The organism is bacterium SCSIO 12643, assembly GCA_024398135.1.
Taxonomy (GTDB): Bacteria; Bacteroidota; Bacteroidia; order Flavobacteriales_G; family Salibacteraceae; genus CAJXZP01.
Genome location: CP073750.1, coordinates 756793 through 772379, shown reverse-complemented (window position 1 = coordinate 772379; position 15587 = coordinate 756793). Strand labels below are relative to the sequence as shown.

The window sequence follows — 15587 nt, the reverse complement described above, 5'->3', positions numbered from 1 at the left end:
CTGCATTATATTGTAATGAATATAATGTACATTTCTCAACAAATTGTCCATATATATTATGAACAATTGTGTAAAAGAATATTTATGGAAGCTTATTTCGCGTAGACGCCCATATCACAGAATTTTTGAATTCTGTTTTCGATAAGCTCTTCCGGATCGATTTCTTCTAAAGCCTTAACAGATTTGATCACCTCTCTTTTTACACGTTTTACCATGTCTGCCTTATTAGAATGTGCTCCACCTGCAGGTTCTTTAATAATACCATCAATTAGTTTATTCTTAAGCATGTCTTTTGAGGTAAGTTTTAAAGCTTCAGCAGCTTTTTCCTTATGCTCCCAAGAGCGCCATAAAATAGAACTACATGACTCTGGAGATATAACTGAATACCAGGTGTTTTCAAGCATTAAAACGCGATCACCGATACCAATACCTAAAGCACCTCCTGAAGCCCCTTCTCCAATTACAATACAAATGATTGGAACTTTTAATTGGAACATTTCAAATAGGTTACGTGCAATAGCTTCACCCTGACCACGCTCTTCTGCTTCTAATCCTGGGTATGCTCCCGGAGTATCAATTAGAGTAATGATTGGTTTATTAAATTTTTCAGCCAATTTCATTAGACGAAGTGCTTTTCTGTATCCTTCTGGATTGGCCATACCAAAATTTCTATATTGACGCATTTTGGTATTGATGCCTTTTTGCTGTCCGATGAACATATATGATTTACCATCGATAGAACCTAGTCCACCAACAATTGCTTTATCGTCTTTTACGTTTCTATCACCGTGAAGTTCCACGAAATTTCCATCAGTCATTCCAGTGATATAATCCAATGTATATGGTCGCTCAGGATGTCTAGATACCTGAACTCTTTGCCAAGGTGTTAATTTGGCATAAACTTCTTTTTTTGTTTCGTTGATTTTCTTTTTTAAATCATTGATGGTTTGTGAAGCATCAACTTGTCCTATATCCGCTATTTCTAAAGCCTTTTCCAATTGTTCTTCTAAGTCTGCAATAGGCTTTTCGAATTCTAAATATGCTGCCATACGTCAATTTATTTTAGAAAATATTTGAGGATCGAAAGTAAGCATAATCCATATACGCTCGGTTTCAAATACCCTAAATTTATTTTGGGGCGCGATAATAGAAGTAAAATGCAAGAATCCCAAAGAAAATGTTGGGTATCCACACTGCGATAAGTGGATTAAGGCCTGCTTTGATAGCGTAGACTTTGGTGACTTGCATAGCGAAAATATATATAAAGCTGATTGCCACACTAATAGCCAGGTGCAACCCTATTCCTCCACGTACTTTACGACTCGCAAATGAGACACCAATTAGAACCAAAATATAGGTCGCAATAGGCATCGCAGTTCGCTGATTTTTTTCTACCTCATAAGTGGGAATAAGCTCGGATCCTCGTAGTTTTTCATCTTCGATAAACTCCATTAATTCAGGAGTGTCCATCATCGCAATGTTATAATCTTTATGTTCAAATTCATCAGGTAGAAACGACATAGTAGTATCGATCACTTTCCCTCCGTAAAGTTTTTCTTTACCATCTTGAATTTCTCTAATGTAGTAGTTACGAAGCTCCCATTTGTTAGCAGTTGTATCCCATTGGATATAATCAGCAAGTAATTTGTATTCAAGTTTTCCTTCATTCAGAATCTCATAAGTGAATTTATAACCAATATCGCGATCCACATTATAGTTTTCTACATAGATATAGTGACCCGGTTTAATTTGTTTATGGAGGTTTTTATGTGGGTTTTTCGCGTGATACCCCACATAGGCTAATTCAAATGCAAGTCTTTCCTTACTGGCATGAGGAACCACAAAATGATTAAAATAAAATGAAATTAAAGCCAGGATCGTAGCAGTGATAAAATATGGAACGAGAAGTCTATTAAAGGATATCCCTGAGCTTAGAATCGCAATAATTTCACTTTTAAAAGCCATGCTTGAAGTGAAAATAATAACGGATAAGAATATCAATAGAGGACTAAAGAGGTTTCCGTAAAAGAAAACGAAATTGATATAATAATTGAACACGATTTCCTCCATTGGAACATCATGTTTTAAAAAGTCATCAAGCTTTTCGGAAACGTCAAAAATGATGGCAATCACCATCATAATCCCAAGAATAAAGAAAAACGTTGTCAGGAATTTCTTTATGATATAGATATCTAATTTTTTCAACTTACAGTCTTTGCGTTACTTTTTTAACCATTTTAGTTTTCCATGCATCAAATGTACCATTAAGAATTTGATTACGTGCTTCGGATACTAACCAAAGATAGAATCCCAAATTGTGTATAGAAGCGATTTGAGCTGCTAAAATTTCTTTGGAATGAATAAGATGTCTTAAGTATGCTTTAGAATAATACTGATCAACATAAGTTGTGCCATCAGGGTCTAATGGTGAAAAATCATTTTCCCATTTTTTATTTTTTATGTTAATAATCCCATTTCTTGTAAATAGTTGACCATTTCTGGCATTTCGGGTGGGCATTACACAATCAAACATATCCACTCCTAAAGCTATAGATTCCAAAATATTTTCAGGAGTACCGACTCCCATTAAATATCTTGGTTTATCATCAGGAAGAATATCACAAACAACCTCGGTCATGGCATACATATCTTCATGAGGTTCTCCAACGGATAACCCCCCAATGGCATTTCCAAATGCGTTTTTCGATGCGATATATTCAGCGGATTGTTTTCTTAAATCTTTATAGGTTGACCCCTGTACAATTGGGAATAAAGCCTGATTATGACCATAAACTCCTTCCGTTTCATTGAATCTATTGATACAACGATCTAACCATCTATGCGTCATATGCATGGAATTTTTAGCATAATGATAATCGCATGGATATGGCGTACATTCATCAAATGCCATCATGATATCGGCCCCGATAATTCGTTGTGTGTCCATTACATTTTCCGGAGTGAACAAATGTTTTGACCCATCGATATGGGAAGAAAACTTGACCCCATCCTCATTGATTTTGTTTCTGCCAGATAAAGAGTATACCTGATAGCCGCCACTATCGGTCAGAATAGGTTTATCCCAATTTATGAATTTATGTAATCCACCTGCTTTTTGTAAAGTATCTAGCCCTGGTCTTAAATAAAGATGATACGTATTACCCAAAATAATCTGCGCCTTAATATCTTCTTTTAGCTCTTTCTGGTGGACCGATTTAACAGTACCAGCAGTACCCACAGGCATAAATATAGGAGTTAGGATTTCTCCGTGATCCGTTTTTATTTTACCAGCTCTGGCTTTAGAGTTATCATCTTTTGCTTTAATCTTAAATTCCATTATAAACAGATGTTTAATTGATTTAAACGATAGTCAATAAACTTATCAAAGTAGAGCGAATAATCTCAATGATAATTTGTTGAAAAGTCGCGGGCAAAGATATGTGATTGCTATAGGTAGACCCTATTCTGAGACTATTTTTGGAAAATAACCAGTAATGAATTTAGTTGGAGCAGTTTCAGAGATACATTGAATTATTCGATTTCAATCTTAATGGGTTGAATGCTATTGTATTGTGGGGTTATAGTATTGCGCTGATCCTGTTTATGATCTATCATTTATTCATTTTTAGTCGTCTTATTTTTTATAAAAAAAAGGATAAAAAAGTTCATCCAGACCCTGTTTCCGTGATTATTGCATCACGAGATGATGCCAATATGCTTCGAGAACATCTACCTGCGATAATGACACAAAAGGATGTAGAGTTCGAGGTTATTGTGGTAGACGATTGTAGTTTGGATGATACTGTTGATGTACTAAGGGAATATTCTCAGAAGTATCCTAATTTTAGGACGAGTAAGCTGGTTGAAAGTGGAGATTTTGAAGGAGGAAAAAAATATGCTATAACCATGGGAATTAAAGCGGCTAAATATCCTCATTTGGTATTTATCGATGCAGATTGTTACCCTGATTCGGATTTATGGTTAAGAAACATGGCGGAGCGTTTGATGTTTAAGAAAGTCGTTTTAGGATATAGTCCTTTTAAAAAGGAATCCGGTTTTCTGAATAAACTAATTCGATTTGATGCTTATAAGATAGCTGTACAATATTTGTCATTTGCCATTTCTGGTGTGCCATATATGGGGGTCGGTAGGAATATGGGATATCATTCGTATCTGTATTTTGATGCAAAAGGGTTTACTTCTCATTTAAATGTGGTTTCCGGAGATGATGATTTATTTATAAATGAAGTTTCTAATTCAAAGAATACTGGAGTAGAGTTGTCGCCAGAGTCATTTACATATAGTGTGGCAAAGAGTACCTATGCCAAATGGGAGTTTCAAAAACGGAGACATCTAACTACAGCTCCAAAGTATAAACTGATTCATAAAGTACTGCTACTGGTATATCCTATTAGTCAATATATTCTTAATGCCTTGTTTGTGATTTTACTGATTTTGAATTTCGGATTCGAGCTTGTTTTAGGAATGTATGGGGTGAAAATATTGTTACAGGGTATAATTCAGTTTTTAATCATGAGAAGGTTAAAAGTATTGGATTTATTCCTGTGGAGCTGGATTTTAGAGTGGGCTTTGATGCTGTTTTACCCTTGGGTAAGCTTCTTAAATATTGTTAAAGAAGATCAACGCAAACGTTGGATATAATTACGTTTGTATCGTAAAATTATTTTTCACATTAACGACAAAAATTGCCATATGAAATAAAAGTACGCTTATTCACTCAAAATTTGAATTATGTTGACAATCAAAGCAAAAAGAGATTACGAGTTAATCTTAAAAGCTAAAAATGGAGACCAGCGTGCTTATGAGCAATTAATGAATCTTTACTCTAAGAGTATTTTCTTCGAAATTTATAAGCGCGTTCAGAACGAGGAGTTAGCCAACGATTTGATGATGGAGTCAATGGCCAAAGCGTTTGAGCAATTGGATCAATATGAACCAAAACATGCTTTTAGCACTTGGTTAAAACGTGTAAGTATTAATCATACGATAGATTCTTTAAGAAAGAAAACATTGTCTACCACATCAATAGATGCAATATCTAATGAATATGGAGAGATTCAAGAATATAATTTGAAATCTGACGTTTTAACTCCAATAGAAGAGATAGAAAAAGAAGAGCGAATTGAAGCTATTCGAAATTTTGTTTCCGAATTGAAAGGAATTTATAAAGAGTTGATAACGCTAAGATATTTTAAAGAACTGAGTTATGCTGAGATCGCCTCGCAGACTGATTTGCCAGAAGGCACGGTGAAAACCAGACTTCATAGAGCAAGAGGGATGCTTGAGGATATGATAGGAAACTCGCAGTTTGCATTACAATATTAACGATTAGTATAGTAGGTTAGGGCCTCCGGTTGTTGGGAAACAGCGGGAGGCTATTTTTTTATGGTATACTGGTATACATTTGCGGTATGGATGGAATAGAAATCATTGAGAAATATTTTGATAATTTAACCGATCACCAGAAAGAATTGTTTAGCGCGTTAAATGATTTGTATAGGGAATGGAATGAACAGATCAATGTGATTTCCAGGAAAGATATTGATGAATTGTATACCAGACATGTGTTACATAGTCTTGCTATAGCTAAGTTTACAAGTTTTCCTTCCGGAACGCAGGTCTTAGATGTGGGTTGCGGAGGTGGTTTCCCAGGAATTCCATTGGCAATTATGTTTCCGGAGGCGGAATTTCTAATGGTAGATTCAATTGGAAAAAAGATTAAAGTAGTTAAGGCTGTCTCAGAATCATTAGGATTAGAAAATGTTAAAGCTATTCATGGAAGAGCTGAAAAAGTACAAGGAAAGTTCAACGTTGTGGTGAGCCGAGCGGTTACCAGAATGAAACCGTTTCGTCATTGGGTACATCAAAAAATAAATGCACCAAGAATAGAAGGAGTAAATAATGGGATTTTAGCATTAAAAGGAGGGGATTTGGATGAAGAAATGCGTGAAATTCGATCTGCTTATCAGGAGGTTAACCTAAATGCGTATTACGAAGAAGATTTCTTTGAAACAAAGAAATTGATATTTGTTCCTTACTAGGCCAAATGGTTCTGATTATTCTTTAGGCGATAATAGGGCTTAGATGTATATTTGAGATGAAATTAGTTATACAATCCAGTTAATTTTGAACATTGAGTTTAGTGAACGAGAATAAACAATCGGATATACTTGTTGTTATCCCTGCGCGTGGAGGATCTAAAGGTATTCCTCAAAAAAATTTAAGAGCATTGAATAGTAAGCCATTGATTTATTATTCTATTAGTAATGCTTTAAACTGTAAGGTTGAATTAGATTGCTGTGTCTCAAGCGATGATGATGAGATATTATTACTTGCTGAGAAGTTTGGAGCTGTGCCATTAAAGCGAAAGAATGAAATCTCTGAAGACAGTGTAACTTTAGATCCAGTAATATATGATGCTTATATCAGAATGAAAGATGCAAGAGGATATGATTATAAGTATGTAATTACTTTGCAACCTACTTCTCCATTATTGAAATCTAATAGTTTGCGTCAGGCTATTCTTATGATGAATGACTCAAATATTGATACAATACTTTCAGGTGTAAATGATAGTCATTTAACCTGGAAGAAAACTAGTTTTGGATTTGAACCCAATTATGAAAAACGTGTAAATAGACAGTATTTACCTCAGGTTTTCAAGGAAACCGGAGGCTTTTTGATTACAAAATCTGAATATGTTAGTGAAAGTTCCAGACTGGGAAATAATGTAACTATTTACCCCTTATCAAAGAAAGAATCCATAGATATAGATGACTTTGAGGATTGGAATTTATGTGAGTATTATTTGAATAAGAAAACCTTATTATTTGTGGTTACTGGTAATAATATTGTTGGTATGGGGCACGTGTACAATACGCTGAGTATTGCAAATGAGATATTGAATCATAAAGTTATTTTCCTGGTTGATTCTGATAGTCAATTAGCGTATGAGAAAATAACGGAATATAATTATGAAGTATATATTCAGAAAACAGAAGACATTGTTCCCGAAATTCTTAATTTGAGTCCTGATGTAATTATTAATGATAGACTTGATACGGAATCGAATTATGTTGATCAACTTAAAGCAGCAGGATGTACAGTAATAAACTTTGAAGATTTAGGTTCAGGAGCCAAAAAAGCGGATTTAGTACTTAACGCAATGTATCCTGAAAAGGGTATGATATCCAATCATTATTTTGGAGCCAAATATTTTATTTTAAGAAATGAGTTTTTGTATACTGATAATCTATACGTTAATCCTAAAGTATCTAGAGTTTTGTTGTCCTTTGGAGGAGTCGATCCTAATAATTTTACTGAAAGAGTTTTGAAGGTAATAAATAAAGAGTGTGAAAGTAGAAATATTAGTTTGGTGGTAATCGTTGGGTTGGGATATCAAGAAGTGAATAAGTTGAAAAATACGTATTCAAACGTAGAAATAAAGTCCAATGTATCTGATATCTCTACTGTAATGAGAAATTCCGACATAATATTTACTTCAGCTGGAAGGACAACATTCGAAGCAGCTTCAATAGGAGTTCCAAGTATAGTTCTTTGCCAAAATGAAAGAGAATTAACACATTTCTTTGCATCTCAAGAAAATGGATTTTACAATCTTGGTTTAGGATATGAAACATCTGATGTTGAAATTTTAGATACATTTAGAAAAGTCTTAAATCATGATGTGCGTGAGTTTATGAGTTCTAGGATGCTAGATAGTGATTTGAAAGGCGGGAAAAAAAGGGTAATGAAATTGATAAATAGCGTGATAGATAGATAAAATGAAGATTATAGATTTTTTTAAAGTTTTTAAGGAAGGTGATGATAGGTTAATGAGACCATATATTATTGCTGAAGCGGGTGTCAATCACGAGGGATCTATTGAATTGGCAAAACGTCTTATTGATGAAGCCAAGGAAGGGGGGGCAGATGCGATTAAGTTTCAAACTTACAAAGCAGGTAAGATAGCTTCTAAAGATAGTCCTGCGTATTGGGATACAGAAAAAGAACCAACAGCAAGTCAATTTGAGCTGTTTAAGAAATATGATAAATTTTGGAAAAGTGAATTTGAGCAATTGAAGAAGTATTGTGATTCAATGGATATTGAATTTATGTCTACTCCATTTGATGTGGAATCGGCTCATTTTTTGAATGACTTAATGGATGTTTTTAAAATATCATCTTCTGATATAACGAATTTACCTTTCATTGAAATATTAGCTAGCTATAAAAAGCCAATTATTTTGTCTACGGGCGCATCTTATCATTGGGAAATAGAGAGAGCCTTAGAAACAATCTCAAAGTATGATTCGGTTGTATGTTTGATGGGGTGTATATTAAATTATCCAACATTAAATGAAAATGCTAACTTAGGAATGCTTATTGATCAATTTAAGCGATATCCAAATACGATTCCTGGATATTCTGACCATACCGTACCAGGAGATATGGAAGTTTTGAAAATAGCAAATTTGCTAGGGGCTGTAGTTCTTGAAAAACACTTTACTCATGATAAAAGTTTACCTGGAAATGACCATTACCATGCAATGGATAAGGAGGATTTAAAGCTTTTTCATAAAAAGATGGATTTGGTTTATGAGCTGATCGGTAAGCAAAGGAAGGAACCTCTTGTTACCGAAAATCCTGCAAGAAAAAATGCAAGAAGAAGCTTGGTTTTATCAAGGGAGATATCTTCAGGAGAAGTTTTAACGCGTGATCATTTGACATGGAAGAGACCCGCAAGTGGGATTTCTCCTAGCGAAATAAGTAATGTTTTAGGAAAGACCGTGAACAAGGATTTGGCCGAAGATGATATTCTTAAATGGAGTTGTATAGAATAGTGGTTCTTGGTAGAATAATTTAATTTCATTAAAGGGGATTAATTACTACTTTTGCGCGAAAATTTTGAACCATGTCAGATAATACTTCCCATAAAGACGAAGAAATAGATTTAAGTCAGTTGTTTACTTTTATTGGTGATGGAATAAAGGGTTTTGTTGATTTTATTAAGAATTTAATATTTGGATTGTTGAATATCTTTTTAGCCTGTTTGCTATTTCTTAGAAAGCATATTATCAAGTTGATGATAGTTGGGGGATTAGGTGGAGCAATTGGATTTTTATTGGATTATATAGCGGAGCCTCAATATGAGGCGTCCATGGTGGTCAAACCGAACTATGAAAGCGGCCGCCAGCTATATAAAAATATTAGTTTTTATGACGAATTAATTGCGCAAGGAAATACGAAAATGCTTTCTGAAGTATTTCATATTTCAACTGAGGAAGCGGAGTCTTTGGTTAGTTTTGAGATTCAACCAGTAATTAATGAAAATTATTTGCTGTCTACTTATGATGAGTTTTTAAGTTCTATTGACTCGACAATTGCTCTAAATTTTGATTATGAAAGCTACAAGGATAATTTTCCAGAATATTCTTTTAGTCAACACGAGATTATTGTTGTGTCTAATTCTAATAATGTATTTATCAAACTAGAAAAGGATATCGTTTCTAATGTCGTAGACAATAACTATTTCAAAAGACTAGAAGAGTCTGAAAAAGAATTGTTAGACAGAAACCAGCAATATTTGGAGTCTTCTTTAAGTGAAATAGATTCGCTAAGAAGTGTGTATAAAGATGTTTTGTTGCTTGAAGCTAAAAAAGAATCTGTTCAAGGAACCAGCATCAATATGGGGGGAGAGAAAGATTCGTCAAATGAGCTTAAACTTTTTTCTGAAGAACAAAAAGTAAATAAAAGACTGGACGACTTGAGTAGATCAAGAATCTTACAATCTGAAATTCTAAATATAGTGTCAAATTTCCAATCTGTTGGATTTGAAAAAAACTCTGCAATGGATAAGTCAATGATTAGATTTCCTCTAGTAATTATTTCATTGATGTTATTGGTTTTAATTGGGATTGAATTGAATCATTATTTAATTGGTTTAGGAAAGAAAAAATAGAGTCTTATAACTAAGTTTAAAATAATAAAATAAAAAACATGTTGGATTTAAATGGTAAGTCAATTCTAATTACCGGTGGAACTGGATCATTAGGGAAGCAAATGACTAGAAGGATTTTTGGTCAATGGCCAAATGTTAAAAGAGTGGTGATTTATTCTAGGGATGAACAAAAGCAATTTGTTATGGATCAGGAGTTTCCTCATTATGAATATCCAGCGATTCGATTTTTTATTGGAGATGTGCGAGATAAAGAAAGGTTGATTAGAGCGATGGAGGGAATTGATATTGTAATTCATGCCGCTGCAATGAAACATGTTCATCTAGCAGAGTATAACCCGGATGAAGCAGTTAAAACTAATATTTCTGGAGCTCAAAATGTAATTGATGCTTGTTTGAAAACTGGGGTTAAAGACGTGGTAGCTTTATCTACGGATAAGGCATGTGCCCCGATTAATCTTTATGGAGCAACAAAGCTAGCCTCGGATAAGTTATTCGTTGCAGCAAATAATATCAAGGGAGATCGTGATTTGAGATTTTCAGTGGTGAGATATGGTAATGTTATGGGATCGAATGGATCTGTAATACCTTTTTTTATGGATAAAAGAAAGGAAGGAGTTTTACCTATTACGGATAAAAAAATGACAAGATTCAATATTTCACTAGATGGAGGAATTGATATGGTGTTCCATGCAATAGAAAATGCTTGGGGTGGAGAAATTTTTGTTCCGAAAATTCCTTCATACAGGATTATGGATGTTGCTGAAGCGATTGGACCAGATTGTGAGAAAAAGGTTGTAGGGATAAGGCCTGGTGAAAAAATCCATGAAGAGATGATAACTACTTCAGATGCTTTTTATACATATGATCTAGGAACCTATTATGCAATATTACCATCGCAGCCAACTTTTAATTTGAGTTCTTTTATAGAACAACAAAATGCCAAATTAGTTCCATCTGGGTTTTCATACAATTCTGGAGATAATACCGAATGGGAAACAATAGATAGTTTAAGGAGTTTAATTAAATCTCACGTGGATAGTACCATTTAGGAATATATTTATTGAAGTTGATTTGTTATGAAGATAATACCTTATGGAAGGCAGAATATAACAGAAGAGGATATAACTAAGGTTATCCAAACGTTAAAATCGGACTTTTTGACTCAGGGACCAATGGTTAAAGAGTTTGAAGATAAATTTGCGAATTATGTTGGAGCAAAGTATGCTGTAGCTGTAACAAATGGAACAGATGCATTGCATTTGGCTAATTTGGTTTTAGGGTTAAACAAAGGTGACAAGGTTATTACTACACCGATAACGTTTGCAGCATCTGCTAATTCGGTATTGTATTGTGGAGCTGATATAGATTTTGTAGATATAGATTCTTCAACTTATTTGATGGATTTAGATCTCTTAGAAGAAAAACTAGAAAAAGCTCCTAAAGGAACATACAAAGGTATTATACCTGTAGATTTTGCAGGGTACCCGATTAATGCAGAAAGATTAAAGGAAATTGCGCTAAAATATGACATGTGGATTATTGAAGATGCATGTCATGCACCAGGAGGTTATTTTGTGGATTCTAAAAATAAGATTCAATATTGTGGGAATGGAGCTTATTCCGATTTGCAAGTATTCTCATTTCACCCTGTAAAACATATCGCTACCGGAGAAGGTGGGATGGTAACAACAAATAGTGAAGAGTTGTATAAAAAACTCAAGTTATACAGTTCACATGGGATTACTAAGGAACCGAATAAACTAAATGAAAATCATGGAGGATGGTATTATGAGATGCAGGAATTGGGGTATAATTATCGTTTGTCAGATATAAATTGTGCATTAGGTATTTCTCAATTAGATAGGGCAAAAAGAGGAATAGTTAGAAGAAATGAAATTGCTGAGAAATACAATAAAGCTTTTGAAAATGTTTGTCAAATCAAGACACCTTTCGTTGATCAAGGAATTGGACATGCATATCATTTATATGTGATTTTAACTGATAGAAGAAAAGAACTTTATGATTATTTAAGGGAACATGGTGTCTTTGGACAAGTACATTATATTCCTGTTCATCTTAGTCCTTATTATCGTGGTTTAGGTTGGAAAGAAGGTGACCTACCAAATGCGGAGGCTTATTATTCCCGTTGCTTAAGTTTACCTATGTTTCCTTCTTTGACAGATGAGGAACAGTGTTTTGTTATTGATAAAATAAACGAATTTTACAATGCCTAAGAATATAGCGATTATTACCGCTAGAGGAGGAAGTAAAAGGATTCCACGAAAAAATATCAAGAAATTTTCAGGAAAGCCGATTATTGCGTATTCCATCCGCGCAGCTATTGAGTCGAAACTTTTTGATGAGGTAATGGTATCTACAGATGATTTGGAGATTAAAGAAATCGCATTGAAATATGGTGCAAAAGTACCTTTTTTGCGTTCCATGAAAAATTCAGATGATTTTGCTAGTACTTCAGATGTAATGCTTGAAGTAATTGAAGAATACACTAAACAAGGGAATCATTTTGATTACGGAGTGTGTATTTATCCAACGGCTCCTTTCGTTACAAAAGAAAAGTTGACGGAAGCATTTACTAAATTGGTTAAGGGGAATTTTGACACTGTATTTCCAATAATGTCATTTGGCTTTCCTGTTCAGAGGTCGTTAAAAACTCAGGGCGACAAAGTTATTATGAATTTTCCAGAGTATATGAATACACGATCACAAGATTTAGAAACAATGTATCATGATGCGGGACAGTTTTACTTTTGCGATTTAAAGAAATTTGTGGAAAACCAAAAGCTTTACACATCAAATAGTGGTTATATTGTAATTTCTGAAATAGAAGGACAGGATATTGATACTGAAACAGATTGGCTACTAGCTGAGTTAAAATATAAGTTGATGTTGAATGACTAAAATTCTTTTTAGAGTAGATGCTAATGCTAAAATTGGTTGGGGGCACTTTTACAGATGTTTAGCTCTGGCCAAAATGTTAGCGGATAATTTTCAAATCAGTTTTGCCGTTTCTGCTCCTTCACAAAGTCTTCAGAAGGTAATTATTGAAAGTGGTTTCAATTTAATAGAATTGAAGGCTTTCGTTTATACCACTCCGGATGAGAGAATAGGCTATATACCATTTGATTTAGGAGATTATGCTAAAGGGGTTGATATTGTGGTCTTGGATGGATATTGGTTTGGGTTAGACTACTGTCGTAAACTAAAAAGGAATGATGTCTATGTGGTGATGATAGAAGATGATGGTGGCGGAACATATGAAGTGGATCTAATAATTAATCATGCACCAGGAGTGGAAGAAAAGAATTATGTCTTACCTAGTAACTGTTTTGGTACAGCATTAGGTCCTAAGTACGCATTATTGAGACCAGCATTTTTGCAAGCAATGACTAATGGGTATGAGGTGAAAAATAAATTGAAAAAAGCAGTAATTTCTTTTGGTGGAGCTGATTTTTACAACCTGACAAAATTGACCCTTGATTGGTTCGTAAAGCATACGAAAGTGGAGTTTGATGTTGTCATCGGGAATAGTTATGCCTACATGGATTCACTTTCTCCTTTTATACAAAATGAAAGAGTGAAGGTCCATCAAGGGCTATCTGAAATTGAAATGTGTCAGTTAATGAAAGGTGCTGATTTTGGTGTTTTGCCAGCAAGTGGTTTACTTTTTGAGGCGATCGCTATGCGATTACCCATAATTTCTGGTTATTACGCTGATAATCAATTGAAAATTTTTAATGGATTTAAGGCCCTTCATGCATTTGTGGATTCCAATAAATTTAAAGATTTTGCTAGTGCATGGAAAGAATTGAATCTTCTGGAATTGAAGAGTATTCAAGAAAGACATACGCATATTATTGATTCCCAAGTGAAAGGTCGTTATCAAAATCTATTTAAAAACATATCATGAAGATTCAACTTTTAGTAGACAATAAAGGTTCTTGGATTATTCCCTATGCAAAAGAACTATTAACCAAGTTACAACAGTTGGGGCACAAGGTGTCCTTGATTCATAAACATGATGAAGTGGAGAGTGGCGATATTTTGTGTTTGTTAGCGTGTGAAAAGAAGTTTTCTAATTTGGTATTAAATACCCATAATTTGGTGGTTCATGAAAGTGATTTGCCAAGGGGGAAAGGTTGGTCACCTGTGACTTGGCAAATATTGGAAGGAAAAAATAGAATTCCGGTTACCCTGTTCGAAGCAACGGAATCTATTGATTCTGGAGTGATTTATGATCAGGAATATATGGAATTAACCGGGCAAGAACTGTTACCTGAAATCAAACATATACAGGGAATAGTTACCAATGATTTAATTGTTCGATTCGTAAATGCATATCCCAATGTTAGTGCACGGGAACAAAAGGGAGAAGAGTCGTTTTATGCCAAAAGAACCGCAAAAGATAGTGCGTTAGATATTCAAAAAAATTTGGCAGAGCAATTTAATATGTTACGAGTGTGTGATAATGAGCGCTATCCGGCCTATTTTTGGATAAATAAAAAGAAATACATAATAAAAATATACAGCGAGGAAAATGAATAGTTTTAAGATTGCCGATTTTGAAATTAGTGATGCTAGTGCTCCATTTATTATTGCAGAGATGTCTGGGAATCATAATCAATCATTAGAAAAAGCGTTAGAAATTGTGGATGCGGCTGCAGATGCAGGAGCACATGCTTTAAAAATACAAACCTATACGGCTGATACTATGACGATCCCTTGTGATAAAGGCTTGTTTTATATTGATGATCCAAAATCCTTATGGCACGGTAAGACGTTACATGATCTTTATCAAATTGCGTATACACCTTGGGAATGGCATAAACCTATTTTTGATCGGGCAAAGGAGAGAGGTTTGATTCCGTTTAGTACTCCATTTGATGCTACTTCAGTTGACTTTTTAGAAGAGCTTGATGTTCCCGTCTATAAAATTGCTTCTTTTGAAAATAAGGATTGGCCATTACTTAAAAAGGTAGCCAAAACGGGGAAACCGGTTATCATGTCAACTGGGGCGTCTACTTTAAGTGATATTGCTGGTTCGGTGAGTGTTTTAAGAGAAAACGGGTGTAAGGATTTGATTTTATTAAAATGTACGAGCACCTATCCTGCAAGTCCAAAGAATACCAATTTAGCGACTATTAGTCATATGAGAGAAATGTTCGGTTGCTATACAGGATTGTCTGATCATACCGGGGGTATTGGGGCTGCTGTTGCTTCTGTAGCATTTGGTGCGCGTGTAATAGAGAAACACTTTACTATATCCAGAGAAGAGGGAGGGGTAGATGCGGCCTTCTCTATTGAGCCTGCTGAGCTTCAGGCTCTGGTTATAGAATCAAAGCGTGCTTGGGAAGCGGTAGGTGAAGTAAAATATGAAATTTTAAAAGATGAAAATGCCAGTTTACGATTTAAACGATCGGTATATGTAGTCAATGAGATTAAAAAGGGGGAAATGTTTACGGAAAAAAATGTTCGCATTATCAGACCGGGTGATGGTATGGAACCCAGATACTATGAATCTATATTAGGTAAAGTAGCCATCAAAGATTTTGAAAGAGGAACCCCACTTACCTGGAACGATTTATAA

The 15587-nt window shown here is 34.5% G+C and carries 15 protein-coding genes; 12 read left to right on the top strand and 3 right to left on the bottom strand.

The genetic code is table 11. The annotated features are described in order from the left end of the window. Positions 1 to 92: 92 nt before the first annotated feature. From KFE94_03385 to tgt, 3 genes are all read right to left on the bottom strand, one after another. Positions 93 to 1049: an acetyl-CoA carboxylase carboxyltransferase subunit alpha gene (locus KFE94_03385; protein UTW67174.1), complete on the bottom strand. Its 957-nt coding sequence runs from the start codon at positions 1047 to 1049 to the stop codon at positions 93 to 95. A 79-nt stretch (positions 1050 to 1128) separates the two neighbouring features. Continuing rightward, positions 1129 to 2205, bottom strand: coding sequence for an LptF/LptG family permease (locus KFE94_03380; protein UTW67173.1), 1077 nt, complete (start codon positions 2203 to 2205; stop codon positions 1129 to 1131). A 1-nt stretch (position 2206) separates the two neighbouring features. Continuing rightward, positions 2207 to 3337, bottom strand: coding sequence for a tRNA guanosine(34) transglycosylase Tgt (gene tgt, locus KFE94_03375; GenBank protein ID UTW67172.1), 1131 nt, complete (start codon positions 3335 to 3337; stop codon positions 2207 to 2209). Positions 3338 to 3504: 167 nt separating this feature from the next. Between tgt and KFE94_03370 the strand changes: the two genes are divergently transcribed. The 12 genes from KFE94_03370 (at position 3505) to pseI (ending at position 15587) form a co-directional block, all read left to right on the top strand. After that, complete coding sequence (locus tag KFE94_03370; protein UTW67171.1) at positions 3505 to 4662, top strand: glycosyltransferase; 1158 nt, start codon at positions 3505 to 3507, stop codon at positions 4660 to 4662. 90 nt (positions 4663 to 4752) lie between these two features. Beyond that, positions 4753 to 5346 carry a sigma-70 family RNA polymerase sigma factor gene (locus tag KFE94_03365; protein UTW67170.1) on the top strand — a complete coding sequence of 198 codons (594 nt, stop codon included), beginning with the start codon at positions 4753 to 4755 and terminating at the stop codon, positions 5344 to 5346. Between the two features lie 86 nt (positions 5347 to 5432). Then, entirely contained in the window at positions 5433 to 6062 is a 630-nt protein-coding gene (gene rsmG / locus KFE94_03360; GenBank protein UTW67169.1) for a 16S rRNA (guanine(527)-N(7))-methyltransferase RsmG, read from the top strand. A 101-nt stretch (positions 6063 to 6163) separates the two neighbouring features. After that, positions 6164 to 7804 (top strand): acylneuraminate cytidylyltransferase, encoded by a 1641-nt coding sequence (locus KFE94_03355; GenBank protein ID UTW67168.1) that lies wholly within the window; start codon positions 6164 to 6166, stop codon positions 7802 to 7804. Position 7805: 1 nt separating this feature from the next. Continuing rightward, positions 7806 to 8864 (top strand): N-acetylneuraminate synthase family protein, encoded by a 1059-nt coding sequence (locus KFE94_03350; protein UTW67167.1) that lies wholly within the window; start codon positions 7806 to 7808, stop codon positions 8862 to 8864. A 71-nt stretch (positions 8865 to 8935) separates the two neighbouring features. Next, positions 8936 to 9982, top strand: a complete 1047-nt coding sequence (locus KFE94_03345; protein ID UTW67166.1) for a hypothetical protein — start codon at positions 8936 to 8938, stop codon at positions 9980 to 9982. Positions 9983 to 10020: 38 nt separating this feature from the next. Then, positions 10021 to 11031 (top strand): UDP-N-acetylglucosamine 4,6-dehydratase (inverting), encoded by a 1011-nt coding sequence (pseB, locus tag KFE94_03340; protein UTW67165.1) that lies wholly within the window; start codon positions 10021 to 10023, stop codon positions 11029 to 11031. A 27-nt stretch (positions 11032 to 11058) separates the two neighbouring features. Then, positions 11059 to 12216 (top strand): UDP-4-amino-4,6-dideoxy-N-acetyl-beta-L-altrosamine transaminase, encoded by a 1158-nt coding sequence (gene pseC, locus KFE94_03335; GenBank protein ID UTW67164.1) that lies wholly within the window; start codon positions 11059 to 11061, stop codon positions 12214 to 12216. Then, positions 12209 to 12901, top strand: coding sequence for a pseudaminic acid cytidylyltransferase (pseF, locus tag KFE94_03330; protein ID UTW67163.1), 693 nt, complete (start codon positions 12209 to 12211; stop codon positions 12899 to 12901). Before pseC ends, pseF begins: the two co-directional genes overlap by 8 nt. Next, positions 12894 to 13910 carry a UDP-2,4-diacetamido-2,4,6-trideoxy-beta-L-altropyranose hydrolase gene (gene pseG, locus KFE94_03325; GenBank protein UTW67162.1) on the top strand — a complete coding sequence of 339 codons (1017 nt, stop codon included), beginning with the start codon at positions 12894 to 12896 and terminating at the stop codon, positions 13908 to 13910. The genes pseF and pseG overlap by 8 nt, the downstream gene beginning before the upstream one ends. Then, the gene (locus KFE94_03320; protein UTW68201.1) at positions 13904 to 14545 is read left to right on the top strand and encodes a methionyl-tRNA formyltransferase; all 642 of its coding nucleotides are present in this window, start codon (positions 13904 to 13906) and stop codon (positions 14543 to 14545) included. Before pseG ends, KFE94_03320 begins: the two co-directional genes overlap by 7 nt. Next, on the top strand, positions 14538 to 15587 hold the full coding sequence (gene pseI / locus KFE94_03315; protein ID UTW67161.1) for a pseudaminic acid synthase: 1050 nt from the start codon (positions 14538 to 14540) through the stop codon (positions 15585 to 15587). Before KFE94_03320 ends, pseI begins: the two co-directional genes overlap by 8 nt.

Bases quoted from the DNA above. Each gene is read 5' to 3' on its own strand.
- pseC (UTW67164.1), top strand. From the start codon at position 11,059: ATGAAGATAATACCTTATGGAAGGCAGAATATAACAGAAGAGGATATA.
- KFE94_03385 (UTW67174.1), bottom strand. From the start codon at position 1,049: ATGGCAGCATATTTAGAATTCGAAAAGCCTATTGCAGACTTAGAAGAA.
- KFE94_03345 (UTW67166.1), top strand. From the start codon at position 8,936: ATGTCAGATAATACTTCCCATAAAGACGAAGAAATAGATTTAAGTCAG.
- KFE94_03350 (UTW67167.1), top strand. From the start codon at position 7,806: ATGAAGATTATAGATTTTTTTAAAGTTTTTAAGGAAGGTGATGATAGG.
- KFE94_03365 (UTW67170.1), top strand. From the start codon at position 4,753: ATGTTGACAATCAAAGCAAAAAGAGATTACGAGTTAATCTTAAAAGCT.
- rsmG (UTW67169.1), top strand. From the start codon at position 5,433: ATGGATGGAATAGAAATCATTGAGAAATATTTTGATAATTTAACCGAT.
- tgt (UTW67172.1), bottom strand. From the start codon at position 3,337: ATGGAATTTAAGATTAAAGCAAAAGATGATAACTCTAAAGCCAGAGCT.
- pseF (UTW67163.1), top strand. From the start codon at position 12,209: ATGCCTAAGAATATAGCGATTATTACCGCTAGAGGAGGAAGTAAAAGG.
- pseB (UTW67165.1), top strand. From the start codon at position 10,021: ATGTTGGATTTAAATGGTAAGTCAATTCTAATTACCGGTGGAACTGGA.
- pseI (UTW67161.1), top strand. From the start codon at position 14,538: ATGAATAGTTTTAAGATTGCCGATTTTGAAATTAGTGATGCTAGTGCT.
- pseG (UTW67162.1), top strand. From the start codon at position 12,894: ATGACTAAAATTCTTTTTAGAGTAGATGCTAATGCTAAAATTGGTTGG.